Origin of the sequence: Rhizobium sp. Leaf341 (genome assembly GCF_001424325.1) — a bacterium.
Classification (GTDB): Bacteria; Pseudomonadota; Alphaproteobacteria; order Rhizobiales; family Rhizobiaceae; genus Ferranicluibacter.
On record NZ_LMPE01000015.1, the window covers coordinates 150,135 to 176,329 of the forward strand.

Sequence of the window (26,195 nt, forward strand, 5' to 3'; positions counted from 1 at the left end):
ATTTCACAGCAGCGCGGCTGCTATCAGATGAAAACGGGGCGCAATCAGGGCGCCTTTCGTCAACTATGGTTAACAAGGGAAAACATGCGGCATTGCAGGGAGTTCGCAGCCTCGCAGGCGTGTTTTTCGTTAAGAACTTGTTAGCATTTTAACGATTGGCCGGGGGCGTTAATTGTAAGACTACCCCGGATGTGTCACTACGATACGTTACAGGATATCGGTTTCTCAGCGGGACCGACATCTGTCCGGAAGGCTCTTTCCATGGCTGTGCGACCATGGGAAAAGCAGTGCCGGTCGCGGTATGAAATTGGTGCGGTCATTGTATTGCGTGCATCCAATGCGCAGGAACTGTCCTCACCCCCCGATCCGGCGTCGTCGGCAGCCTTGCGGCTGCGCGATGTCGAGACGGAAGTTCGGTAACGAGGCGTATCTGCATGGCGACGAACAAGAGCAACGAGTCGATCGACGACAAGGCCTTCCAAGCGCTCGAAGACGCTTTGAGGATCGACTTCGACGAACTGAAGTCCGCCCTCAACGAGACATCGCCGGAAGCGAGCCGGCCCGCGCCGAAGGCGCCGGGCGCCGCAGCCGCCCCGTCCCGTCCGGCGGGCCCCGCCCGGCCGGCAGCGTCTGCCCGCCCCGCCCAGCCCGCAGGCGTGACCGGAGCCGCAGGCCAGAGGCCACCCGCACCACGACCCGAAGCACAACGACCGGAAGCCCAGCGACCAGACGCCGCGCGAGCCGCAGCCGCGCCGTCGCGCGCCGAGCAGCCCATCGACGATCCGCTGGCCGTGCCGCGCAGCCTCGCGCCGGAGGCCGTGCCGGCCGCACCGGGCGCGAAATCGCCGACCTTCGTCCCGGCCAATGACGACAGCCGCCGCTCCGGCCCCGCCATGCTGCGCTCGCTCGAGACGCGCTCGGGCCGTGCCGCGATGCGGGGTGCCGCCATTCTGTCGCTCGTCTGGATCGTCGCCGGCCTCGGCATTTCCAACCTGCTCTACGGACCGGAGATCTGGCAGATCCGCTCGCTGGCGGCGCTCGCCGCCCTGCCCGGCGCCATCGTCGCCGCCATCTTCATCGTCCTGCCGGTCATGCTCTTCTTCGCCTTCGGGGTGATGATGGCGCGTGCGCAGGAGATGCGGAACGCCGCACGCTCGATGACGGAGGTCGCACTCCGCCTGGCCGAGCCGGAAACCACCGCATCCGACCGCATCATGACCGTCGGTCAGGCCGTTCGCCGCGAAGTCTCGGCCATGAACGAAGGCATCGAACGCACGATCGCCCGCGCGACGGAGCTCGAGACCCTCGTGCATTCCGAGGTCAATGCCCTCGAACGCAGCTACAGCGACAATGAATTGCGGGTTCGCACCCTGGTGCAGGAACTCGGTCTCGAGCGCGAGGCGATCGTCGGCCATGCCGAGCGCATCCGCTCCTCCATTACCGGCGTCCATGCCCAGCTGCGCGACGACCTGACGCATGCGAGCGAAGATCTGCAGACGCGTCTCGCCATTTCGGGCGAAGCGGCGGCGTCGCTGATCGAGACCCGTGCCGCCGCGCTCATGGAGAAGTCGCAGGCCGCATCGCAGTCGATCAGCACGCTCCTCGGCACCCGCGCGGAAGCGCTCGTCACCGGCCTGACGGCGGCAGGTGCGGAGATTACCGACGAGTTCGACACCCGCCTCGAAGCCCTGAACCACACGCTGATCAAACGCGGCCAGCAGTTGCTCGGACAGTTCGAGACGCGGGCCTCGACGCTCGACAGCAGCACGGAAAAGCTGAACGCCGCGCTGAACGAGCGGGCGCGCCAGCTCAACGAAACGCTGATCGCCCGGACGCGCGACCTCAATGAAAGCCTCGTCATCGGCCAGCAGGCGATCACCGGCGGCCTCGACGACATTCTCAACACGCTGAACGGCGCGCTCGACGAGAAGGGCGCAAGCTTCCGTCAGAACCTGAAGACCGCGGCCGACGACGCGATCATGGATCTGGACCTGCGCTCCGGTTTCTTCGAGGAGAAACTGCAGGGCACGGTCGGCCAGCTGGCGACGACCTTCGACAGCCGGTTCCACGAATTCGCCACCGCCTTCGATCGCCGCGCCGGCCTACTGGACGCCAAGATGGCGGACAGCCTCTCGCGCATCGACCGGACCGTGGCCGGCGGGTCCGACACGCTCGGTCGCCTGCTCGACGACGGGCTCGACAAGTTTCACTCGGCCATCAGCGACCAGTCGCTCGCCATCGCCACGACGCTCGGCACGTCGCAGGCCCTCATCGAGGAAAGCATTTCGGCGCGGACCGGCGAGATGGGCAGCGCGATCGACCAGGCGCATGAGCGGATCGACGGCGTTCTCGCAGCGCGGTCGGGCTCGCTCATGAGTGCGCTCACCGCCGCGCAGGAGCGGATCGAGACCGGCTTTGCCGACCGTGCCGGACGGCTCGAAACGACGCTGGGCTCCACGGAGGCCCGCCTGACCGAAACGCTCGACACCCGGACCAGCGCCCTCATCGGCGGTCTTGGCGCCACCGAGGCCCGGATCGGCAGCCTCCTGGCCGAGCGCACGAGCGCCGTGACGGCGGCGCTGGACACGACGGAACGACGCCTGTCGGATGCCTTCGACAGCCGCAGCGAGCGCCTTTTCGGCGCGCTCGACGCGGCCCGGGGCAATATCGAACAGGCCTTTGCAACGCGGAGCGAGGATGTCGCCGCGGCGATCGGCAGTGCCGAGCAGCGCCTGCAGGACACGCTCGATACCCGCGCCCGCGGCCTGCTCGATGGCCTCGATGCTGCCCAGGGTCGCATCGAGGGATCACTGACCGCACGGGCGGACGAATTGGCCGAAACGATCGCCAGCAGCCATCAGCGCCTCGACGAGACCCTGTCGGACCGCACGCTCGAACTCTCGATCATGCTGGCGACCAGCACCGAAGCGCTCGACAGTGCGTTGATGGACAATGGCGCCCGGATCGATGGCATCATGGCAGCCCGCGCGGCCACCATCACCGAAACGCTGTCCGACAATGCGGCGCGCATCGAATCGCTGATCAGCAACCGCGCCGGCGCGCTGGACGTCACCCTGTCGAACGCTGCACGCACGATCGAGGGCGCATTCACCGGCACGACGGAGCGGATCGACGACATCATCAGCGAGCGCACCATGACGCTCTCGGGCGTTCTCGCCAGCTCGACGGCGGCGCTCGAAGGCACGGCCGAACAGATCGACTCCCTGCTGACGGAGCGCACGCTAGAACTCTCCGGCGTCCTCGCCGGCACGACGGCCGGGATGGAAAGCCTGTTCGAGGGAACCACCGCGCAGATCGACACGCTTCTGTCGCAGGGCACGGCGAACCTCTCTGAGCGCCTGACGGGCGCTACGCGCGCCATCGACGCGACGTTCTCGGGAACGGCCGATCGCATCGACGAGGTCATGGCGGAGCGCACGACCCGTCTGGCCGGCGCCCTCGCGGGGTCGACGGCGGCGCTCGAAGGCACGAGCGAGCAGATGGAGCAGATCCTTTCGCGCGGCACGACCACCCTCAACACCACGCTATCAGAGGCCGCACGTGCCCTCGACGCCACATTCGCCGGCAAGGCCGAGCAGATCGACGAGATCCTGACCGAACGCACCCTGACGCTGTCCGGCGTCCTCGCCTCCTCGACCGCCAGCATCGAAAGCGCCGTTGAGGGTGCCGCAGGCGACATCAACCGCATTCTCTCGCACAACACCGAAAACCTGACCGGCCGCCTGGCCGAGGCCACCCGGACTCTCGACCGGACGTTCGACGGAACGGCGGAACGCATCGAAGACATCATGGCCGAGCGGACGATGTCGCTCTCGGGCGTGCTGGCCTCGTCCACTGCCGGCATCGAAAGCGCCGTCGAAGGCACGGCCGAGCAGATCGACCGCGTGCTGAGCCGCGGCACGACGACCCTTACCGGTTCGCTGTCGGAGGCCACGCGCGCGCTCGACGCCACCTTCACGGGCACCGCAGAGCGCATCGACGACATCCTGACCGAACGCACCATGACCCTGTCAGGCGTACTGGCGTCGTCCACTGCCGGCATCGAAAGCGCCGTCGACGGCACGGCCGAGCAGATCGACCGCGTGCTGAGCCGCGGCACGACGACCCTCACCGGTTCGCTGTCGGAGGCCACGCGCGCTCTCGACGCAACCTTCACGGGCACTGCGGAGCGCATCGACGACATCCTGACCGAGCGCACCATGACCCTGTCGGGCGTGCTGGCGTCGTCCACCGCCGGCATCGAGGGTGCGATCGAGGGAACCTCCGAACAGATCGACCAGGTGTTCTCCCGCCGGACGGCCGAACTGTCCCAGACGCTCGACCTTGCCACCCGCGCGCTCGACACGACGCTTGCCGGTTCCGCGCATGTCATCGACGAGGTCCTGTCGGAGCGCACCCTGTCGCTCTCCGGCGTTCTCGCCTCGTCCACCGCCGGCATCGAAGGCGTGATCGAGGGCAGCACCGAACAGCTCGACAGCCTTCTTGCCCGCGGCACGACCGGTCTATCGGAACGGCTTGCTGGTGCGACCACTCTGCTCGACGGCACGCTCGCCGGATCCGCCGAGCGCATCGACGCGGTCCTTGCCGCCCGGGCCCGCGAGCTGGCGGCCACCAGCGCCACCATCGAGGCGGCCGTCGACGGCAATGCCGAGGATATCAACGCGGTTCTCGTCCGCGGCGCCGGCACGATCCGGAGCACGCTCTCGGAAGCCACGCGCCAGCTCGACAAGACGGTATCGGGCACCGCCGACCGCATGGACGCGATGCTCGAAAGCCGCACCTCGGCGCTGACCGGCGTGCTCAGCGGCTCGACCGCCGCCATCGAGAACGCCATCGAAGGCACCACCGAACGCCTGGACTTCCTGCTGGCCACCAGCGCCTCCAGCATCGGCGACATACTGAACGACGCCACCAGCGGCATCGAGGAGCGTACTGCCGCTCTGTCGGGCTCCCTCACAGGCGCGACCGATCGGATCGAACAGGCGCTTGACGGCACCACCGCCCGCCTGGGCACGATGATCGACCAGCACGCCCGCGCCCTCGACGAGACCCTGACCGGGCAGACCGCCGCCATCGACAACCGGCTTGCCGAACGCACGGAAGACCTGTCGCGCATCCTCACCGGCCGCGCTTCGGAACTCGGCGACACCCTGACGACGCGTGTCGAGGACATCGCCGACCAGCTGGCCTTCCGCGCGACGACCATCTCGGAAACGCTGACCGACCGGATCGCCGAGATCGACCGCGACCTGACCACCCGCAGCGGCCAGATTGCGGACGACATGACCGGCCGCGTCACCGCCATCGCCGGCACCATGACGGGCGCGAGCGGCGAAATCGCCGGTGCGCTGTCGGCCCATGCCGCAGAACTGGCCGCCGCCATCGACGTCCGCGCCGGTGCGATCGAACAGACCCTGTCGGCCCGCGCCGCCAGCCTCGACCAGACCATGTCCACCACGGAAGACCGTCTGCGCGTCACGCTCGACACCCGCATCGCGGCGCTCAACACGGCGGTCGCCGATGGCTCCAGCCAGCTTGCCGACATGCTGAACGACCAGGCGGCGACCATCGCCACCACGATCGCCGCCAGCGCCGGCATGCTGGAGATGACACTCGAGGAGCGCCAGGAGGCCCTCGCCCGCACGATCGACCAGAGCGCCGAAGCCCTCGACAACCGCCTGCGCGACAGCGCCACGCGCATGGCTCTGAGCCTCGGCGACACCATGGCCGAACTGACGCGCGCCGCCGACGGCCTGACCGAGCGGATGGACACGTCCATCACCGGCATCACCACCCGCTTCGACGAAACCGGCGCCCGCATCGAGGCGAGCCTCGGCCAGTTCGAGACCCGCGTCCGCGACAGCGTCGAAACGGTCGATGCCCGCGTGGACGCGGCCGGCAACCGCATCGTTGGCACCCTCTCGGAGCGCGTCTCCGAGCTCGATCAGGCCAGCCGCACGGCCGCCGAGCGGATCTCCGACAGCCTTTCCGGACGCACGGACGAGATTGCCCGGATCAGCAGCGAGGCGGCCAGCCGCATCGCCGAAACCCTGGCCTCGCGCACCGACGACCTCGACCGGATCAGCAACGAAGCCGCAACGCGCATCGAAACGTCGATCGATCGCGGCACGGGGCGTCTGGAAGAGCGCCTGGGCACCATGGACCGCGCCCTGACCGTCGGCCTCGACAATGTCAGCCGCACGATCGAGGGCAAGGCCGCGCATCTCGTCGGCAGCCTGCGCACCGCCGTTTCGGACACCACCCAGGATATCGATGCCGAAGCCGTCCGGTCGTCCGACGTGCTCGCCAAGGTCGGCGGCGATTTCGCCGAAGCCATGGCCGCGCGCCAGGCCGATTTCCAGAACGCCATCGAGCGGACGGCGGCCACGGCCGCCATGCGCAGCGCCGAACTGGCGCGTAGCGTCGGGGAGGCCGCAGATGCGACCCTCGTCCGCGCCGCCGCCACGCAGGACCGCATCGCCGAACAGGGCAGCGCCCTGCAGCGCAATCTCTCGGATGTCGAAAAGGCGCTCGAAGCCCGCGGCGAAGCGATCCGCACCACGCTCGACGCGCGGACGCGCGATCTGAACGCCATGCTGTCGGGCCGCACCAGCGAACTGTCGCGCCTGATCGAGGAGCAGGCCCGCCCGGTCGTCGAGTCCTACGTCGTCGCCGGCCGCGAGGCTGCCGACCGGCTCACGACGGCCGCCCGAGACGGTGCGGAGCGCCTGCGCGCCGAAAACGACGCCCTCGTCACGGCCCTCTCCGCCCGCACGGGCGAACAGCTCGGTGCGATCTCGCAGCGCGCCGAGGAAACGGCGCGGGCGATCCAGATGGTCGAGAACCGCCTGCAGTCGACCGCCGAAGCGCTCATCGATCGCTTGTCCGCCAGCAATGCGGCCATCGCCGATGTCGTCGGGGAAGCCACAAGCACCTTCGGTGACATGGACGAACGCCTGAATGCCACCGGCGACCGCTTCTCCGAAACGGCAAGCCGGACATCCGACATGCTGTCGGCCTCCACCCGCCTGCTCGAAGGCAAGGCCGACCGGCTGGTCGCGATCTCGTCCAACACGCTGTCCCAGGTCGGCAGCCTCGTCGGCCGGTTCGAAGACCATTCGCGCATGCTCGGCCAGGCCTCCGATCTCCTGGCCGCTGCCCAGTCCAACCTCGCCGGCACGCTCGAGGAACGCCAGGAGGCCCTTCGCACCCTGTCCGTCGGCCTCGTCAGCCGCTCCGAGGACATTGAGCGCACCATGCGCGCCCTCGAAGGCTTCGTGGAAGGCTCGTTCCAGCGCGCCGAGGATCGCTCGAACCTGATCGCCGGCAATCTGCGCACCGGCATCCAGACCTCGTTTGACGAGGTCGGCCGCATCCTCACCGATGCGGAACAGCGCACGCAGACGGCCGCCAGCGCCATGCGCGATGCCTTCGCCCAGGCCGGCGAGGATGCCGGTCAGTCCGTGGACGCGCTGCTTGCCCGGACGCAGGAACGCTCCGGCCAGGTCGCCGGCACGCTGCGCGACGGCGTCCGTGGCGCCCTCTCCGATGTCGATCGCACGCTGGCCGAGGCGGAAACCCGCACCCGGACCGCCGGAGACGCCATGCGCGAGGCGATCGCTGCCGCAACCGATGCGGCCGGCGCCTCCGTCGACCGGACGTTTGCCCGTGCGGACGAACGCTCGAGCGATGTTGCGGCCCGCCTGCGCGGCAGCGTCGCGGCGTCGCTGTCGGAGATCGACGGCCTGCTCGACGAAACCGGCAAGCGCTCCGACGCCGTCTCCGAGACCATGCGCGAGCAGATCCGTCAGTCGGTCGACGAAGCCATCGCGCGCTTCGCCGGCGCGACGGACGAAATCCGCCGCTCGGGCGAGGAGATTCGCCGCGAACTCGACATGACCCGCGCCGAACTGAAGCGCGGCGCCTTCGACCTGCCGGAAGAAGCCAAGGAAAACGCGGCCGTCATGCGCCGCGCCGTGTCGGAACAGATCAAGGCCCTGCAGGAACTGTCCGACATCGTCGGACGCTCGTCCAGCCAGCTCGAGATCGGCGAACCGACGCCGCATCGCGCCCGGATGGCGAGCCAGCAGGCACCTGCCCAGCAGGCACCTGCCCAGCCTGCCTATGCCCAGCCCGCCTATGCCCAGCCTGCGCCTGCCCCGGCCTTCGGTCAGCCGGGCATGCCGCAGCAGGCCTATGCGCCCGCCACGCAGACCTATGCACAGCCGCTCTTTGCCGAGCCGCAGCCGGTCCAGACGGCCGTGGCCCCGGCATCCCCGGCCAATCCCTATGCGGCCTATCCGGCAACGCCCGGGACGCTTCTCGGCGCCCGCACGTCGGATGCCGGCGCTGTCCGGCCCGTGTCGACGCCGCAGGCCGAGATGACGCCGCGCCGCCACCCGGCCCCGATTCCGACCCCGGCCCCGGCACCAACCCCGGCCTCGGCAACGTCCGCCACGCCGCGTCCTGCGCCAATGGACCGTCCGCAGGCGACCGAACAGCGCGCTGACGCCCCGTCTGACAGGCAGGCCCCGCAGGACAGACAGGCTGCAACCCCGGCGACGAGCCCTGCGCAGGCCCAGGCCCAGGCCCAGGCCCAGACCCCTGCCTCTGCCCCGTCTCAGCCGGCGCAGCGCCAGCCTGTGCAGACCCGGGCACCCAACCAGCCCGCACAAGAGTCGGTCGAGCCGGCCCAGTCCGCGCCGCAGAGCCGCTTTGAGACCCGGTCCGAGGCCCGGGCGGAGGCCTCGTCTTCGGCGGCAGCCGCCGCCCGTCCGCAGGCGGACGCCGCACGCGCCCGGCAGGAAACGGCAACGCCCCTGCGGCCCTCCGCACCGGCCGACACGCCGCTGCGGGGCAGCGTCGGCCTTGCCGATCGCTCGCCGCTCCGCCCGGCCGCGGCAGAAGACGACATGCGCGAAGGCGGTTCGGGCTGGATGCGCGACCTGCTGCGCGGTGCCTCGCGTGACGAGGAGCCGCAACAGATCCCGCCCGCACGGCTGCGGCCCGAGACGTCGCCTGCCCCGGCGGCCCAGGGCCAGCGCAGCGCCGACAGCCGCAATCCGCGCCATGTGATGGAATCGCTGAACTCGCTCTCGGTCGATATCGCCCGCGCCATCGATCACGATGCGTCGGTCGATCTCTGGCGCCGCTACCAGCGCGGCGAGCGCGACGTGTTCACGCGCCGCCTCTACACGCTGAAGGGGCAGCAGACGTTCGACGAGATCCAGCGGAAATACGACCGCGAGCCGGAATTCCGGACGGCCGTCGATCGCTACATCGCCGATTTCGAAAAGCTGCTGGCGGACGTCGCCCGCAACGATCGCGATCGCGTGATCACGCAGACCTACCTGACCTCGGACACCGGCAAGGTCTATACCATGCTGGCCCATGCCGCCGGACGGTTCAGCTGATCTCGCCGGGCGGGGGCACAATCGCTCCCGCCGGCCATTCTGCCGGGGCACAGCGGTCCCGAGCTTCTCTGATGTCTTCGACCCGTCGCCCGGTTTCCCGTGCGGCGGGTTTTTCACGTCAGGCGTTTGGCGGTTGAGCCCATCGCGGGTTCCGCGTCCCGACGCTCGCGCCGTCGCTCCGGCCGCAGCAAAAACCCCGAGATATTGACATGTCGGCGCGCAACGCCAGATCACCTGTTGTGGAACGATCGCCCCTTCGGGCGCGTTTAATCGGCGACCTCGCGCCCCTCAGCGGGACGATGTCCAGAAAGGTGATCCATGAAGAAACAGGCTCTTGCCATCGTCGCCGCCGCGCTGTTCGGCCTCACGGCCTGCACCACGGAGGGAACCGCCTCGGGCACATCCGGCAATGCGGTCGAACCCATTCCGGGCAGCATCACCTATCGTGGGCAACCGACCACGAGGCTGACCAAATCGCCGATCGGCAGCACGTTCCCGCACCGGTTCCGCGCACCCGACGGGCGGGAGTGGCAGGAGACCTATCGCGTCGCTCCGGACCGGTCGCTCGAGCTGATTTCGCGACGCCAGATCGAGTTGGACATCGACAACAATCGCTAATGCATGTCGCCCGAACGTGTGCAGCGATTTCGGGAAACGAGATGCATCAAAACAAGACCTCAAAGCGCGTTGGGTGAACCCTTTTGACGCAACGCACTTGAGTCCCGTGCAGCGGCAGCCATCGTCGGTTTTGCGGACAGGACAAGCGCCCGCCGCTCGGGCGGTTCTTCCGGCCTCCGCAACGGGCGGACCATGAAGCAAAGGAGAAAGACATGACCAATCTCGACCTGCCCGAAGGGCATCGCGAACACGAATCGACGGCAACCAAGGCGGCAAACCTCGTCCGCTCGGAAGCCACGGCCGTTCGCCAGACGGCCGCAGAGCATCCCTCCTCGACCCTCCTGCTCCTCGGCCTCGTCGGCCTCGCCGGCTTCCTCATCGGCCACGGCGTCGGCTACCGGAAAGCCGAATCCGACCACATCCCGACCTTCCGCCGCTTCTGGTCATAGGCCGCCCAGGCAGGCGCCGATCGGCTCCCGAAATACCCACCAACGAAAAAGGCCCCGCAATGCGGGGCCTTTTTACGATGGGTGTCGTCCTCAAGGTCGCCGAACGATCCGGCCTCTGCCGGGGACGGTTCAGTGTTCCTTGTTGGCGTAGACGGACTTCTTGGTCAGGTAGATCAGGCCGGTGAAGATCAGGAGGAAGATCAGCACCATGAAGCCGGTCCGCTTGCGCTCTTCGAGATGGGGCTCTGCCGCCCACATCAGGAAGGACGCCACGTCGCGGGAATACTGCTCGACCGTCTGCGGCGACCCGTCTTCATAGGTCACCTGACCGTCGGACAACGGCTTGGCCATGGCGAGCGCCGCGGCATTGGCGAAGTACGGGTTGTAGTGGGTGCCCGCCGCGATCTCGACGCCGGCCGGAGGCTCTTCATAGCCGTTGAGCAGCGCGTGGATGTAGTCCGGGCCGCCTTCCTGGTACTGCGTGAACATGTCGAAGATGAAGGTCGGGAAGCCGCGTTCGATACCGCGGGCCTTCGCGATCAGCGAGAAGTCGGGCGGAGCCGCACCGTTGTTGGCGGCAGCCGCGGCTTCGACGTTCGGGAACGGCGACACAAAATGGTCGGACGGCAGGGCCTTGCGGGTGAACATTTCCCCGTCCGCATTCGGCCCGTCCTGGACCTCGTAGTTGGCCGCGTAGGATTTCACCTGCGCTTCGGAATAGCCAAGCTCTTCCAGCATGCGGTAGGCCACGAGGTTCATCGAGTGGCAGGCGGAACAGACTTCCGTGTAGACCTTGAGCCCGCGCTGCAGCTGGCCCTTGTCGTAGTGTCCGAACGGACCGGCGAAGGTCCAGTCTTCTTCCTGCGGCTTCTTGATCGGGAAGTGCGGCGTGCCGCCGCCATGCTCCTCGGTGGCGGTCTTGCCTTCATGCGGCGCGTTTTCCTGCGCCAGCGCGCTTCCGGCGCCGGTGCCGCCCAGCACGAAGGCCGTCAGGAAGAGGCCGGTGATCAGCTGTTTCATCGTCGTACGTTCCTTGGTCTCTTCTCTCGGCATCACGCCGCCACCGGGGTCTTGCGGGCCTTCTGTTCCAGCACCGCTTCGGTGATGGAGTTGGGAATGCGCCGCGGTGTCTCGATCAGGCCGAGAACCGGCATGATCACCAGGAAGAAGCCGAAATAGTAGAGCGTACCGATCTGCGACATCACCACATAGGCGCCTTCTGCCGGGCGCGAGCCGAGCCAGCCGAGAAGGATGGCGTTGACGACGAAGAGCCAGAAGAACAGCTTGTACCAGGGGCGGTAGACGGCCGAGCGGACCTTCGACGTGTCGAGCCAGGGCAGGAAGAACAGGACGATGATCGCCCCGAACATCACGAGAACGCCGCCGAGCTTCGAATCGATCGGGCCGACATTGAACGTGATGGCGCGCAGCATCGCGTAGAACGGCAGGTAGTACCATTCGGGCACGATATGGGCAGGCGTCTTCAGCGCATTGGCAGGAATGTAGTTGTCGGGATGGCCGAGGAAGTTCGGCATGTAGAACACGAACCAGGCATAGACGAGCAGGAACACGGATACGCCGAGCGCGTCTTTCAGCGTGGCATAGGGCGTGAAGGCCACGGTGTCCGTCTTGGTCTTGACCTCGATGCCGGTCGGGTTCGTCTGGCCGGTCACATGCAGGGCCCAGACGTGCAGCACGACGACGCCGGCGATCATGAAGGGCAGCAGGTAGTGCAGCGAGAAGAAGCGGTTGAGCGTCGGCTGGTCCACGGCGAAGCCGCCGAGCAGGAACTGCTGGATCCATTCGCCCACCAGCGGGAAGGCGGAGAAGAAGCCCGTGATGACGGTCGCGCCCCAGAAGGACATCTGCCCCCAGGGAAGCACATAGCCCATGAAGCCGGTCGCCATCATCAGGAGGTAGATGACCACGCCGAGGATCCAGAGGATTTCCCGTGGCGCCTTGTAGGAGCCGTAATAGAGGCCGCGTCCGATGTGCAGGTAGACGGCAATGAAGAAGAACGACGCGCCGTTCGCATGCATGTAGCGCAGCAGCCAGCCGTGGTTCACGTCGCGCATGATCTTCTCGACCGAGTTGAACGCGACGGTGGTTTCGGCGGCGTAATGCATGGCGAGCACGACGCCGGTGACGATCTGGATGATCAGCATCACCGAGAGCATGGCGCCGAAGGTATAGGCGTAGTTCAGGTTCCGCGGAACCGGATAGGAGACGAAGCTGTCATGAACCAGCCGCGGCAGCGGCAGCCGCGAGTCCACCCACTTTTCCAGTCCCGTCGTCGGTGTATAGGTTGAATGTTCCCCACTCATATCGGCAATCCCCCTCAACCGATCTTGATGACTGTATCGGATGTGAACGCAAAATTCGGCACGGCGAGATTCATCGGCGCCGGGCCTTTTCGAATGCGGCCCGCCGTATCGTAGTGCGAGCCATGGCAGGGACAGAACCATCCGCCGAAATCGCCGGCCTGGCCGAGCGGGACGCAGCCGAGATGGGTGCAGGAGCCGATCATGACGATCCAGTTTTCCTTGCCCTCGCCGGCCGAGCGGTCGATGTCGGTGGCCTGCGCATCGGCCGCGATGTTGGCGTTCCGCGCCACCGGATCCTTGAGGTCGGACAGCTGGACGGCCTTGGCCTCTTCCACTTCCTTCTCGGTCCGGTTGCGGATGAAGATCGGCTTGCCGCGCCATTTCGCCGTCAGCGACATGCCGGGCTGCAGGCTCGACACGTCGACCTCGATGGACGCCAGCGCCAGCGTCGATGCATCCGGCCGCATCTGGTCGATGAACGGCCAGGCCACTGCTGCGACGCCGACGGCGCCGGCCATGCCGGTCGCCAGATACAGGAAGTCGCGGCGCGTCGGCTCGCTCGGTGTCTCGCTTGTCGTGTGGTGTTCGCTCACGGCCTTCTTCATCCTCTCAACCCGGCGACTTCAAAAAAGCCGCGCACGCGTCCCCGACGCCGGTTCTGTCCTCCCGCACTTGATCGAAAGAACGGCGCCAAATCAATAAGGCGAGCCCGGCTCGCCACATTTTCTTCACCGCTTGCCCCGCGGCCTCCCGTCGGGCAACCGGCAGCCGTCAGCTGCTGCGGATTCCCGAGCCTTGTCCGGGGGTTCTATGCTTGAAAAACCGGCCTGTCCAGCCTTGCAAACGCCGCAGGGCAGCCTTGCGTCAGGTCCGCCGTGACGCATTGTCGCGGCCGAACGTCGCAGGCCGAAGGCACAGCGGTTTCCGTCCCGAACAGACGGCTTGGCCTCGACCGCAGGAGAGGTCTCGCCTTGGCCCGCACAGCCGCGGATAGGCCCGCGGGCTTATGCCGGACAGCTTATGCTGCATTGCAGCATCTGCCGCTTCGTGCTACCGGCGCTTGACCGGATCGGCAGAAGGAGCCCTGCTATGCGCCAGACCCTCGGGACCGTCCTCAACACGCTTGCGGTCATCGGCCTTTCCCTATGCGCCTTCCGCTATGTCGTGGTCCTCTGGCCGCTGCTGCTTCTCAACAGCATGCAGACCCATGTCGCCGTGGCCATCGCGCTGTCCATGCTGGTCGCGTTCCTGCTGACCCGGAGCCGCGTCAGCCTTGTGCTGCTCGTCGCAGCGCTCGGGCTTGCCGGTCACGGCGTCCTGATGAAGCGCGAATTTGCGATCGAGGCGACGGCTGCGGACAAAGCTGCGGGGCCGGCGCTGCGAATCGTTTCGTTCAACATGCTCGGCGACAATCTCACGGGCGCTACTGCCGTGGCCGACATGGTGATGGCGTCGAAGGCCGACGTCGTCGTGATCCTGGAGGGCGAGCCGCTCTTCATGCAGCTGCAGCGTCTGGCCGCCGTCTACCCCTATCGGCTCGGCTGCGGCGAACACACGCCGACCTGCGATTTGCTCATGTTCTCGAAATACCCGATGACGGACATCGCCGTCGGCGACCTCAGCGACCTTCGCAAGGATCGCGTCATGTCGGCGCGGATCGCGCTACCGGGCGGCGCTTTCCGCATGGTGGCCGCGCATCTGTCGAAACCCTTTTTCGACGATTACCACATCCGGGAACTCGCCCACCTCACCGCCTTCCTGCGCAATACGACGGAACCGGTGGTGCTGGCGGGCGACTTCAACTCCGGCACGATCGCACCGGACATGCAGAAGATGGTCCGGCTGCTGCGCTTCCGCACCGTCCCGCGCGAGCCCGCGACGTGGCCGGTCCAGTTGGTGGATACGGGGGTCGGCGTGGCGATCGACCACATCTTCAGCCGCCCGCCCCTCGTTCCGCTATCGGTGAAGCGGCTCGATCGGGATTTCGGATCGAACCATTACGGTCTCGTCGCCGACTTTGCCATCCGCAGGCCGTGACCCTCGCTGCCGGCCCGGCGACACCGCTCTATTGGGCCGCCTCTTCCCGGGCAAGGAAGCCGCCGGATTGTCGGGACCAGAGCTCGGCATAGAGCCCCTTCTGGGCGATCAGCTGGGCATGCGTGCCGTCCTGCACGATCGCGCCGCCATCCATCACGATCAGCCGGTCGAGCGCCGCGATCGTCGAAAGCCGATGCGCGATGGCCAGCACCGTCTTGCCCTTCATCAGCTCGTCCAGATTGTCCTGGATGGCCGCTTCCACCTCGGAATCGAGGGCCGACGTCGCCTCGTCGAGCACGAGGATGGGCGCATCCTTCAGCATGACGCGGGCAATGGCGATCCGCTGGCGTTGCCCGCCGGAAAGCTTGATGCCCCGCTCGCCGACATGCGCATCGAAACCGGTGCGCCCGCGCTGGTCTTCCAGCCGCTCGATGAAGGCCAGCGCCTCGGCCCGCTCCGCCGCCAGCCGCAGCGCGCGGTCGTCGGCATCCGGTCGCCCGAAGAGGATGTTGTCGCGAATGGAGCGATGCAGAAGCGAGGTGTCCTGGCTCACCATGCCGATCTGGGCGCGCAGCGATTCCTGCCGGACGCCGGCGATATCCTGCCCGTCGATCGTGATCCTCCCGCCTTCCAGATCGTAGAACCGCAGAAGCAGGTTGACGAGCGTCGATTTTCCCGCGCCCGAGCGCCCGACGATGCCCACCTTCTCCCCCGGCCGGATCGTCAGCGAAAGGTCGTCGATCACGCCCTGGCCGCGCCCATAGTGAAAGCGGATGCCCTTAAAGGCGATGCTCGGCTGCCGCACCACGAGGTCGGGCGCTTTCGGTCTGTCGACGAGATCGATCGGCTGGGCGATCATGTCGGCCGCGTTCTGGATCGTGCCGATATTGCGCATGATGCCGTTGAACTGCACCATCATCCGCGACAGCAGGAAATTGAGCCGTAGGACAAGCGCCAGCGTAAAGGCGACGGCGCCGGAGCTGATGGCGCCGGCAAGCCAGAGATGCACGCTGAGGGCGGCCATCGTCACGATCATGATGCCGGAGAGCAGCGCCATGGACGCCCGCACGCCCGTGATGAAGCGGGTAAAGCGCAGCGTTGTCGCCTGGAACGTATCAAAACCGTCGCGCATGTAGCGATCGTTTTCCTCGTCGCGCCCGAAAAGCTTCAGCGTCTGGATATTGGAGTAGGCATCGACCATCCGGCCCGAGAGCATGGAGGACGCCTCGGCCGTTTCTTTCGAATGGGCCCGGATGCGCGGCACGAAATAGCGCGCCAGCGCCGAGAAGATGACGAGCCAGACGAGCACGACCGCCGCCATCGTCAGGTCGAGCTGCCCGACCAGCACCAGCGTCGAGACGGAATAGATGCCGACGAACCAGACGCTCTCCATGAGCGAGGTCACGACGTCGCCCGCCGCCTGCCCGCCCGACCAGACCTTGGTGACGATCCGCCCGGAAAAGTCGTTCTGGAAGAAGGAGACCGACTGCCGCGCCACATGCAGATAGGATTGCCAGCGCACCAGATTGTAGAAGCCCGGCGTGATGATCTGCTGATCGACCAGCGCCATCAGCAGCGTGACCACGAAGCGCACGACGCCGATGAGGAGCAGCATGCCGACGAGTTCCCGCCCGTGGCTCGCGAGCAGCCCGTCCCATCCCGCGCTCCGGTCCACCGTCGCCAGGATATCGACGAGCCGGCCGACGAACCAGAACAGCGCCGCCTCGATCGCCGCACTCATTCCGCCGAGCACCAGCATCGCGACGAACGGCGCCTTGGCCTGCCGGATATAGAACCAGATGAACCCGACCAAACCGCGCGGGGGCTGCAGGGCCTCCTTGTGCGCAAAGGGCTGGATCCAGGTTTCGAAGGTGCGGAAGATGGGGCGCAGGAACATGGCGGGGAATATACGCGCCAAGCCGGTCACGACAATGCACGGGCGGCGTCAGGGCGCGTTAAATTCCGTCCATGATGGACCGAGCCGAGGGATAGGGCTTGGCTCTCGTCTCACGGGCGCGACCGTCTCCCCGCGCACGGGGAGACGGAAAGGGAAGACGGAGAGAAGAAGGACAGCCAAGCCCACGGAGCAAATCGAGATGCGGCATGACGGTCGGCAGCCTGCGCCGACCCGAGGCGCCTACTCCGCCGCCGCGTCCGTCGCGTCGTCCTCCTGCAGAAACCCGCCCGACTGGCGGGACCAGAGGTCGGCATAGAGACCCTTGGTCGCGACGAGTTCGGCATGGGTGCCGGTCTGGATGATCTCGCCCTGTTCGAGAATGACGAGGCGATCCATCTCCGTCAGCGTCGACAGCCGGTGGGCGATCGCGATGACAGTCTTGCCGGACATCAGCGCGAACAGGTTCTCCTGGATCGCCTGCTCCACTTCCGAATCGAGCGCCGAGGTCGCCTCGTCGAGGATCAGGATCGGCGCGTCCTTCAAGAACACGCGCGCGATCGCGATCCGCTGGCGCTGGCCGCCCGACAGTTTGACGCCCCGCTCGCCGACCTGCGCGTCCAGGCCCTTTCGGCCCTGGTTGTCCTCGAGGACCGCAATGAAGTCCCAGGCATTGGCGCGCTTGGCGGCGGCGATGATATCCGCGTCGCTCGCCTCCGGCCGCCCATAGGCGATGTTGTCGCGGATGGAGCGATGCAGCAGCGAGGTGTCCTGCGTCACGACGCCGATCTGCCGGCGCAGGCTGTCCTGCGTCACCTGGGCAATGTCCTGCCCGTCGATCAGGATGCGACCGGATTTAAGGTCGTAGAATCGCAGCAGCACGTTCATCAGCGTCGTCTTGCCGGCGCCCGACCGGCCGACCAGCCCCACCTTCTCGCCCGGCGCGATCGACAGGGACAGCCGGTCGATGACCTGCTTGTGCTTGCCATAGTCGAAGCCGATCGCTTCGAAGACGATCCCGCCGCGCGACGCGTCGAGCACCTTGGCATCGGGCACATCGATGATGTCGTGCGTCTTCGTCATCATCGCCATCCCGTCATAGACCGTGCCGATGTTTTCAAAGAGCGCCGAAACCTCCCACATGACCCATTGCGACATGCCGTTGATGCGCATGGCGAGCGAGACCGCGATCGCGATCGAGCCGATCGACACGTCGCTCGTCATCCACAGGTGTATGCCGAGGGCGGCGATCGCAAACAGCGCGACGCAGTTGTTGGTGTAGACCAGCACGTGGAACAGCGTGACCTTGCGCATCTGCCGGTGCACGGTGCCGAGGAAGGCGTCCATGCTGTCCTTCGCATAGACCTCTTCCCGGCCCGCATGCGAAAACAGCTTGACGGTCGCGATGTTGGTGTAGCTGTCGACGATCCGGCCGGTCATCATCGAGCGCGTATCGGCCTGCTCTTTGGAGATCTTGCGCAGGCGCGGCACGAAATAGGCGACGATGCCGATATAGCACGCCATCCAGAGGACGAGAGGTGCCAAGAGCCGCCAGTCGGCCGCCGCCACGACGACGAGCATCGAGACGAAGTAGCTGACAACATAGACGAACACGTCGAGGATCTTCATGACCGTCTCGCGAACGGCCAGCGACGTCTGCATGACCTTGGTGGCGACGCGGCCCGCAAACTCGTTGGCAAAGAACGTCATGCTCTGCCGCAGGAGGTAGCGGTGCATCTGCCAGCGCGCGATCATCGGATAATTGCCGAGCAGGATCTGGTGCATGACCATGGAGTTCAACGCCACGATGCCCGGCAGGCCGATGAGGATGATCGCGCCCATGATCATGAGACGCGTTCCCTCCGTCTGGAAGAACGTGTTCCGGTCGGCCGCCGACAGCCAGTCGACGAGATTTCCGAGAAACTGGAACAGCGCGACTTCCCCGACGGCGATCAGCATCGCGCAGATGGCCATCAGCAGCAGCCACGGGGCCGCTGGCCGTGAATAGTGCCAGCAGAAGGCAAACAGCCCCTCCGGCGGAGCTTCGGGCTCCGCCTCGGGATAGGCTTCGAGGCGGGATTCAAACCAGCCGAACATGATCAGACTCCAAGAACAGGAGATTCCGGAGCGATTCCCGACGACCGCAATGCGGTCGGTCCACGAGATCGCGGCGAAAAGTGGGGGTCAGGAAGGCGGAAACGTCCGCATTCGGGATAACGGGGCCGCGATGGGCGTCAGACGAAGGTTACGGGGATCAGGGCTGGAGAAGCATGATCGAACCTCGGCGAGCGGCGCTGGTTTCTCCTCGAGCGGAAAAGAAGCGGCGCGAACCGGTCAGCGGCGAGAGGTCGTCCGAACAGGTCGGAGCCACATCACCCGGAGGTTGACGGTCACTGTGATATCCATGCAATCCTCCGTACGTTCGTGTGGGCGCTGACAACCCTTTAACGATTTTTTAAGGCCGGTGCCAGATCGCCGGACGGCTTTTTTCGCGCGGCCGGGTGACGGCGCTTGCCCTGTTGCCAATTCGGCACGGATCGCCTACCCGACATCCATGCTGCGCATCGCTCTCTATCAGCCCGACATCGCCGGAAACACGGGCACCATCCTGCGGCTCGCGGCCTGCCTCGGCCTCGGCGTCGACATCATCGAGCCCGCCGGCTTCGACCTTTCCGACCGCAACTTGAAGCGCGCCGGCCTCGACTACATCGCCTCTGTCACGCTGACGCGTCATGTCAACTGGTTGTCCTTCGAGGAAGCGCGGCAGGCCGAGGGACGGCGGCTGGTGCTGGCGAGCACCAAGGCCGCGCTGCCCTATACAGGCTTTTCCTTTGCACCCGGGGACACGCTGCTCTTCGGCCGCGAAAGCGCCGGCGTTCCGGACACGGTCCACGCGACCGCCGATGCCCGCGTCGTCATTCCGATGGTCGAAGGCCAGCGCTCGCTCAATCTTGCCATGTCGGTGGCGATGATCGCGGGCGAAGCGCTCCGACAGACATCCACGGCGCCGTTCCCGTCCTCGGTTTAATCGGCGGTCGGCAGGCGGCGCATCGTGAACTCGATCCGGTCGCCCTCCAGCTGGCGCCAGCTTTCGACTTCGGTCCAGTAGGCCGCCTTCGGAAAATGCTCGAACCATTCCAACGCCTTCCGGCGTGCGGACGCGCGATCGAGCAGGAAGGTCTCGCGAACGAACAGGCTGCCGCCCGACGCGCTGCGTTGGTCGCGATGCCGCGCGATCTGCCGCTTCAACCCATCAAGGGATGGAGGTGTCGGAGGTCTTGCCATGCCACGCCCTTTCGTCTCGGGAGATCTGGTACCTTCTTGAAGATAGGCGTCGCGACGCGGATTTGCGAGTCGAATCATTGCCCCGGAAATCCGGGAAAACAACAGGATAGGCCGGCGTGACGATTCCGCTGGCCTGCGAAATGGGCTAGGACTGCCGGATCAGAACGTATCGAGGACCGCCGCGATGGAAAGACCCGACCTGACACCCGGCCTGCCCGACGATATCGAGGACAAGAAGCGGCAGGCGCGCGCCTGGTTTGAGAGCCTGCGCGATACGATCTGCACCGCCTTCGAGGCGATCGAGGACGACCTGACGGGGCCGCTCGCCGACGAGCCTCCGGGACGCTTCACGCAAAAACCCTGGCAGCGGGATGGGGGCGAAGGCGGCGGCGGCGTCATGTCGATGATGGCCGGACGCGTCTTTGAAAAGGTCGGCGTGCACACCTCGACCGTCCATGGCGAATTTTCGCCCGAGTTCCGCGCGCAGATCCCAGGCGCCACCGAGGACCCCCGGTTCTGGGCCTCGGGCATTTCGCTGATCGCTCATCCGGTCAATCCCAATGTTCCGGCAGTGCACATGAACACGCGCATGGTGGTGACCACCAGTCAGTGGTTCGGCGGCGGTGCCGACCTGACGCCGGTGCTGGATCGGCGCCGCGTGATGACCGACCCGGACACCGTGCTCTTCCACAAGGGTCTCGAGATTGCCTGCGGTCGTCACTCCGTCGCCGATCACGCCCGCTACAAGGCCTGGTGCGACGAATACTTCTTCCTCAAGCATCGCAACGAGCCGCGGGGCACCGGCGGCATCTTCTACGACTGGCTGCATTCCCCGGCGGAACAGGGCGGCTGGGAAGCGGATTTCGCCTTCACGCAGGATGTCGGGCGAGCCTTTGCCATGCTGTATCCGAAGATCGTCCGCAGCAACTTCAACACACCCTGGACGGAGGAAGACCGCGACGAGCAGCTCGTGCGGCGCGGACGCTATGTCGAGTTCAACCTGCTCTACGACCGCGGCACCATCTTCGGATTGAAGACCGGCGGCAATGTCGAATCGATCCTCTCCTCGCTCCCGCCTGTCGTCCGCTATCCCTGACGGCTTGGCGCGCCGGGTCGGCACGCGCGCAACCAATCATCGCCAGAGACGTTTGCCTCGGGACGAGTTTTCGCGCCATGGCGCAGGAGCAGAGGAGACGCGATGATGGTCTACAAGGAACGGACGTTCTTCGGCACGGACCCGGGCGATGCGGCGGCCAACCAGCCGGCGGGCCTGGAAGCCCGGGTGGCCGACATGCTGGCCGCCATGCGGGATGTGGAGGTCAGCGACGTCAGCGTCGTGGCCCGGGGCAACACCATCGTGCTCGGCGGTTTCATCGGCTCGCCGGACGAGGCCGATCGTGTGGTGGAGGCTGCGACGTCGATCGAGGGCGTCGACGAGGTGATCAACCAGATGACGATCCCCGCGGCCCGCGGCTGAAGCCGCACGCGCTCCATCCGACCGGACGTGACGACATCAACAGACCGCGCGAAGCGGTCTGTTCGTCCGCTCCGGCGTCGAAGCACGGCGTTGTCAGATCGCCGTGAGCGTCCAGCGGACGATATCGGCCACGACCTCGGCAGCCGCGCCGTCGAGACCCTTGATATAGGCGGAAGGTTCCGTGCCCGAGACCGGAACGGTGGCACGAAACGCCTTCTGCGCGCGCACTGTCCCGTTGCGGTCGTTGACGATCTTTGCAAAGATCTCGACCACCGCGGTGCGCGATCCGGTCGTGTCCACTTCGAAGGCGCGGATCTCGGTCACGATCTGGTAGTCGATTGCAAGCCCCTCGCCCGGCTTGCCGACACCGCCGACCTTGCCGGTATTCTCGAAGGCCTGCACCAGCTTCGACTGGACCATGCGCGGCAGGCGATCGCCCCACTGCGATTTCGCCAGATACTGAAGCTCGGAGCCCGAAAGACGGATGACGATCTGGTCGCTGTCCAGCGCCTTCAGCGCCGTCGGCTCGGGCACGAGGATCTGCTTGCTCGTGGCGGCCGGTCCCTGCACCGAGGGAACGGACGACAGGCTGTAGGTGTCGTTGTTGGCCTTGCCCGCGCAGGCGCCGAGCGGCAATGCGACGATGAGAAGAGCCAGAGCCCGGAGGAAACGCGATTTACCAGTACCGTTGACGTCCGGAAACATACAGCCATGACCCTTATTGTTGGGGAGCAATCTAAGCGGCGACTTGAACAAGACAAGGGCGAAACGCCCCGATCGCATCCCGTGCAGCACCGAAAAGCGACGACCTGTGCAGCCATGTCACGCTTCTCGGGCGCCGGCCGGGCGCAAGCGCGCCCGAGCCGCCCCATCGCATGCCAATTGGAAACATAAACGCGGTTTCAGCCGCGATTCCCACGTCCGGCGAGAGTGTTTTGCCGCGCAGCCGAGTCACGGGAACGACCGCTGGGAGGGCGTCAACGACGCGTGCGCCCATTATACTGCTTGACCGTGTCGCCACCGAAGAGGAGCCGCTGCGGGTTCTTGTCGAAGGTCGAGATCGTGTTGTCGAGCGATTGCACCGTGCGGCGCGTATCGTCCACCAGTGCCTCGATGTCGCGCAGGCCGGAGCTCGTGAAGCGCTTGAGGTTGTTGGCGATCGGGCCGATCTGGGCGTTGATGTTGTCAGCCACGCTGCGGAACGAGGCCAGCGTCTGGCGCGCATCCTGCGAAATGCCCGGCGCGTCGGCATCGCCCAGGAAGCCGTCGAGCTTCACGAGGATGCCGTCGACGCGGCTCGATGCGGCGTTGAGCTTGTTGGCCATCTGCGTCACGTCGGTGATGGTCTGGTCGATCTCGGGCTGCCGCTCCCGCACGCTGTCGGCGAGCGACGCGAAGGTCGAGATGGCGCGACGGGCATCCGCGCTGGCCACGGAAGCATCGTTAATGACATTGCCGACCTTCTGCGAATCGACCGCGCCGAGGAGCGAATCGACCTTGGCGAGCGTCGTCGTAGCATTGGCACCGAAGCGCTCATAGGTTTCGGCCGTCTTGCGGATCGTGGCAATCGTGTCCGACACGCCGGCCGAGGCCGCCGTCAGTTCGTCGCTCATGCGGGCGACGTTGGAGACGATGCGGTTCACATCCTGCGGATTGACGGATTTCACCAGGGCATCGGCGGAGGTGAGCGTCGAATCGAGCTTCTCGGCTGCGCTGTTGATCGAAGTCGACAGGGCGCTGACGCTTTCCAGGAACTGGTCGATGCCTTCGGAATTGTCGGCCAGCGACTTCGAGAAGCGCTCGGCATTGGTGATGGTGCCGGTCAGCGGTCCGCGGACGTCGGAGACGAAGCCTTGGATATCGCCGATCGCGTCATTCGCGCGATCCATGATCTTGTCGGCCGTGGCGAGCAGGCTGGTCACGCTCGACTGGTCGGCCTGGATCTGCGCCGAGGTGCCTTCGTCCAGCGCCTTGCGCAGGATGCTCGGCTCGCCCTTGTTGCCGCCGCTGAGTTCGATATAGGCGGCACCCGTCAGGCCCTGCACTTCGAGGGTCGCCTTGGTCGAGGTCAGGACCGGCGCGTCGGCCGAGACCTCGGTGACCGCCACCGAGTAGCGCGGATCGTTGGCGTTGATCGCCAGGCTGCGCACGCTGCCGACCGGAATGCCGTTGAAGCGCACGGGCGAACCGACGCTCAGGCCGTTGGCCGAGCCGGGAATGCTGACGACGAGCTCCACCATTTCGCCGCCGCGGCCGAATTGGGACATCCAGTAGACGAACCCGAAGGCGGCGACGATCACGGCGATGGTGAAGAACCCGACGATCGTGTAGTTGGCTTTGGTTTCCATCTTTGGCGTCTACCCTGTGGCCGCTCGGGCCCTATTGAACTGTCTGAAACTTTGGAACCGGTCAGCCCGCGCGCGTGCCCTGCGGGCTGCTCTGCGGGTTTTCCTGCCGGTCTGCGGCATTGCGTTCGGCCACGGCGGCGTCGTGGTGGTGCAGATCGTGGCCGTCGTCCCGCACGATCGACCGTGCGCGCTTGCCGCGGAAATAGGACTGGACCCAGTCGTCGTCGGACGCGAGCATGTCCTCGATCGTCCCCTCGACCATGACCTTCTTCTTTCCGAGGACGGCGATCCGGTCGCAGACGGAGAACAGGCTGTCGAGGTCGTGAGTCACCATATACACGGTCAGGCCCAGAGTGTCGCGCAGCCGGGCGATCAATTCATCGAACTCGGCCGCACCGATCGGATCGAGGCCGGATGTCGGCTCGTCGAGGAAGACGAGATCCGGATCGAGCGCCAGCGCACGCGCAAGGGCGGCACGCTTGATCATGCCGCCGGAAAGCTCGGAGGGGAACTTGTCGGCCGCCTCCGGCGCAAGGCCGACGAGTTCGATCTTGAGCCGGGCGAGGTCGTCCATGATCTCCTGCGGCAGATCGAGATATTCCCGCATCGGAACCTGGATGTTCTCCTTCACCGTCAGCGAGGAAAACAGGGCGCCATGCTGGAACAGCACGCCGAGGCGCGTGTCGAGCTCGACGCGCTCCTCTTCGCTGACGGCATCATATTCGGCTCCGAGGATCTCGATCTTGCCCGAGCGGCGTGGCAGGAGCCGCAGCACGGTGCGCATCAGCACCGACTTGCCGGTGCCCGACGGGCCGACGAAGCCGAGGATCTCGCCGCGATAGATATCGAGGTTCAGCGCATCGAGGACGACATTGGAGCCGAAGGCAACGGTCAGGTCCTTGACGGAGAGGATGACCTCGCGCCCGGACGCGTCCTTCCCCGACCGGCCGCGATCGGCATCCCCGTCCGTCTCCCGGTCGTCGCGCGGCTCCGGCGTCTCCGCCGTCATGGTCTGCGTGTCCTGGGCGGTCTGCATCGACGTCGCCTCCATCAGAAATTGATCGCCGAATAGAAGATGGCGAAGAGGGCGTCGATGAGGATGACCACGAAGATCGACTTCACCACCGATTGGGTCACATGCTTGCCGAGCGATTCGGCGCTGCCGCCGACCTTCATACCCTCCACGGACGCGACGATGCCGATGATCAGCGCCATGAACGGCGCCTTGATCATGCCCGCGAGCACGGACGAGTAGTCGACCGCCTCCTGCAGGCGCGCGAGGAAGGTGGACAGCGTGATGCCGGAATAGATGTTGACGACCATGGCCGCGCCGGCGAGCGCTGCGAAGTTGGCGATGATCGTCAGCAGCGGCAAGGCGATCGTCAGCGCCACGAGGCGGGGAAAGACGAGGATGCCGATGGGACTGAGCCCCATCACCTTCAGCGCATCGATCTCCTCGCGCATCTTCATCGAGCCGACCTCGGCCGTGATCGCGCTGCCGGAGCGGCCGGCGATCATGATGGCCGTCAGGAGCACGCCGATTTCGCGCAGCTGCAGGATGCCGACGAGGTCGACCACGAAGAGCTCGGCGCCGAAATAGCGCAGCTGGAACGCCCCCTGCTGCGCGATGATCGCGCCGATCAGGAAGGACATGAGCGTGATGATCGGCACGGCCTGGACGCCCATGCGGTCGATCTGGTTGATGATCGCCGCCGGAGAAAGCCCGCTATGGCGGCCGACCTTCAGCTGCGCCCCGCGCACGGCGGAACCGACAATGTACATGGCGGCGACCATATCGTCCCACATCGACAGGACGGCCTTGCCGATCGGCTGGAACGCGCGGTCGGCAAGCGTGCGCGGCGGGCTGTCGTCCGCCTGCGGTTCGCGCAGTTCGGCCGGCAGCGCCTTGACCAGTTCCAGGTAGCCGGCATTTCCGCCGTCGAGCGTCACGGCGTCGTCGCCGCCGAGCTTCGTCATGAACCGGCGGATAATCCAGGCGCCGGCCGTGTCCATCGCGGAAATGTCGGAAAGGTCGAAACGCACCTGCGCGCCTTCCGGGCCGCCGGCGGGTCGCGCCATCTCGTCCAGGCGCTTGACCACGGGGGGCAGGCCGGAGGCACGCCAGTTGCCGGCGAAACGATAGACCGTGTCCCCTCTCTCGCCGGAATCGTCGCGCTCGACGGTCGCTTCAGTCTTGACGAGGGTTTTGGTCACGCGGTTCTGAATTCTCTGTGCAAAGGTTGCATGGGTGTCGATCAGCAAACACTCATAGCGACTGCTGCTGACGATGTCACCGACGGAAAAGAAACCGATGACAAACGTGACGACA

The 26,195-nt window shown here is 66.2% G+C and carries 17 protein-coding genes; 7 read left to right on the forward strand and 10 right to left on the reverse strand.

Annotated elements, in window-relative coordinates; all coding sequences use genetic code 11:
• Nucleotides 1–434: 434 nt before the first annotated feature.
• From ASG03_RS15615 to ASG03_RS15625, 3 genes are all read left to right on the forward strand, one after another.
• Complete coding sequence (locus ASG03_RS15615) at nucleotides 435–9,434, forward strand: hypothetical protein (RefSeq protein WP_062694409.1); 9,000 nt, start codon at nucleotides 435–437, stop codon at nucleotides 9,432–9,434.
• A gap of 318 nt (nucleotides 9,435–9,752) precedes the next feature.
• Entirely contained in the window at nucleotides 9,753–10,052 is a 300-nt protein-coding gene (locus ASG03_RS15620; RefSeq protein ID WP_062473718.1) for a hypothetical protein, read from the forward strand.
• 212 nt (nucleotides 10,053–10,264) lie between these two features.
• Nucleotides 10,265–10,501: a hypothetical protein gene (locus ASG03_RS15625; RefSeq protein ID WP_062473719.1), complete on the forward strand. Its 237-nt coding sequence runs from the start codon at nucleotides 10,265–10,267 to the stop codon at nucleotides 10,499–10,501.
• A gap of 129 nt (nucleotides 10,502–10,630) precedes the next feature.
• Here the strand turns inward: ASG03_RS15625 and ASG03_RS15630 are convergent, their stop codons facing one another.
• The 3 genes from ASG03_RS15630 to petA are packed head-to-tail and all read right to left on the reverse strand — an operon-like array spanning nucleotide 10,631 to nucleotide 13,418.
• Nucleotides 10,631–11,521 (reverse strand): cytochrome c1, encoded by an 891-nt coding sequence (locus tag ASG03_RS15630; RefSeq protein ID WP_062473721.1) that lies wholly within the window; start codon nucleotides 11,519–11,521, stop codon nucleotides 10,631–10,633.
• Nucleotides 11,522–11,553: 32 nt separating this feature from the next.
• On the reverse strand, nucleotides 11,554–12,825 hold the full coding sequence (locus ASG03_RS15635; protein WP_062473723.1) for a cytochrome b: 1,272 nt from the start codon (nucleotides 12,823–12,825) through the stop codon (nucleotides 11,554–11,556).
• Between the two features lie 14 nt (nucleotides 12,826–12,839).
• A complete protein-coding gene (gene petA, locus ASG03_RS15640; protein WP_062474532.1) occupies nucleotides 12,840–13,418 on the reverse strand; it encodes a ubiquinol-cytochrome c reductase iron-sulfur subunit in 579 nt (192 codons plus the stop codon).
• Nucleotides 13,419–13,914: 496 nt separating this feature from the next.
• Between petA and ASG03_RS15645 the strand changes: the two genes are divergently transcribed.
• On the forward strand, nucleotides 13,915–14,862 hold the full coding sequence (locus ASG03_RS15645) for an endonuclease/exonuclease/phosphatase family protein (RefSeq protein ID WP_062694411.1): 948 nt from the start codon (nucleotides 13,915–13,917) through the stop codon (nucleotides 14,860–14,862).
• A 28-nt stretch (nucleotides 14,863–14,890) separates the two neighbouring features.
• On the opposite strand, the gene ASG03_RS15650 is transcribed toward ASG03_RS15645, so the two are convergent.
• Nucleotides 14,891–16,759 (reverse strand): ABC transporter ATP-binding protein, encoded by a 1,869-nt coding sequence (locus ASG03_RS15650; protein ID WP_062694413.1) that lies wholly within the window; start codon nucleotides 16,757–16,759, stop codon nucleotides 14,891–14,893.
• A gap of 240 nt (nucleotides 16,760–16,999) precedes the next feature.
• On the reverse strand, nucleotides 17,000–18,853 hold the full coding sequence (locus tag ASG03_RS15655; RefSeq protein ID WP_062694414.1) for an ABC transporter ATP-binding protein: 1,854 nt from the start codon (nucleotides 18,851–18,853) through the stop codon (nucleotides 17,000–17,002).
• A gap of 457 nt (nucleotides 18,854–19,310) precedes the next feature.
• Here ASG03_RS15655 and ASG03_RS15660 point away from each other — a divergent pair, with 457 nt between their 5' ends.
• Nucleotides 19,311–19,784 carry a tRNA (cytidine(34)-2'-O)-methyltransferase gene (locus ASG03_RS15660; protein ID WP_062694417.1) on the forward strand — a complete coding sequence of 158 codons (474 nt, stop codon included), beginning with the start codon at nucleotides 19,311–19,313 and terminating at the stop codon, nucleotides 19,782–19,784.
• Here the strand turns inward: ASG03_RS15660 and ASG03_RS15665 are convergent.
• Complete coding sequence (locus ASG03_RS15665) at nucleotides 19,781–20,041, reverse strand: hypothetical protein (protein ID WP_062694419.1); 261 nt, start codon at nucleotides 20,039–20,041, stop codon at nucleotides 19,781–19,783. The genes ASG03_RS15660 and ASG03_RS15665 overlap by 4 nt on opposite strands.
• A 184-nt stretch (nucleotides 20,042–20,225) precedes the next feature.
• Between ASG03_RS15665 and hemF the strand changes: the two genes are divergently transcribed.
• Both hemF and ASG03_RS15675 read left to right on the forward strand, forming a co-directional pair.
• The gene (gene hemF / locus ASG03_RS15670; RefSeq protein ID WP_062694421.1) at nucleotides 20,226–21,137 is read left to right on the forward strand and encodes an oxygen-dependent coproporphyrinogen oxidase; all 912 of its coding nucleotides are present in this window, start codon (nucleotides 20,226–20,228) and stop codon (nucleotides 21,135–21,137) included.
• A 102-nt stretch (nucleotides 21,138–21,239) separates the two neighbouring features.
• Nucleotides 21,240–21,518: a BON domain-containing protein gene (locus tag ASG03_RS15675; RefSeq protein ID WP_062473735.1), complete on the forward strand. Its 279-nt coding sequence runs from the start codon at nucleotides 21,240–21,242 to the stop codon at nucleotides 21,516–21,518.
• A 93-nt stretch (nucleotides 21,519–21,611) separates the two neighbouring features.
• Here ASG03_RS15675 and ASG03_RS15680 read toward each other — a convergent pair whose 3' ends face one another.
• From ASG03_RS15680 to ASG03_RS15695, 4 genes are all read right to left on the reverse strand, one after another.
• Nucleotides 21,612–22,223, reverse strand: coding sequence for an ABC-type transport auxiliary lipoprotein family protein (locus ASG03_RS15680; protein ID WP_062473737.1), 612 nt, complete (start codon nucleotides 22,221–22,223; stop codon nucleotides 21,612–21,614).
• A gap of 272 nt (nucleotides 22,224–22,495) precedes the next feature.
• Nucleotides 22,496–23,866 (reverse strand): MlaD family protein, encoded by a 1,371-nt coding sequence (locus ASG03_RS15685; protein ID WP_062473739.1) that lies wholly within the window; start codon nucleotides 23,864–23,866, stop codon nucleotides 22,496–22,498.
• A gap of 61 nt (nucleotides 23,867–23,927) precedes the next feature.
• Nucleotides 23,928–24,902, reverse strand: coding sequence for an ABC transporter ATP-binding protein (locus tag ASG03_RS15690; RefSeq protein WP_244475286.1), 975 nt, complete (start codon nucleotides 24,900–24,902; stop codon nucleotides 23,928–23,930).
• A 14-nt stretch (nucleotides 24,903–24,916) separates the two neighbouring features.
• Nucleotides 24,917–26,080 carry an MlaE family ABC transporter permease gene (locus ASG03_RS15695; RefSeq protein ID WP_062695230.1) on the reverse strand — a complete coding sequence of 388 codons (1,164 nt, stop codon included), beginning with the start codon at nucleotides 26,078–26,080 and terminating at the stop codon, nucleotides 24,917–24,919.
• Nucleotides 26,081–26,195: the final 115 nt, after the last annotated feature.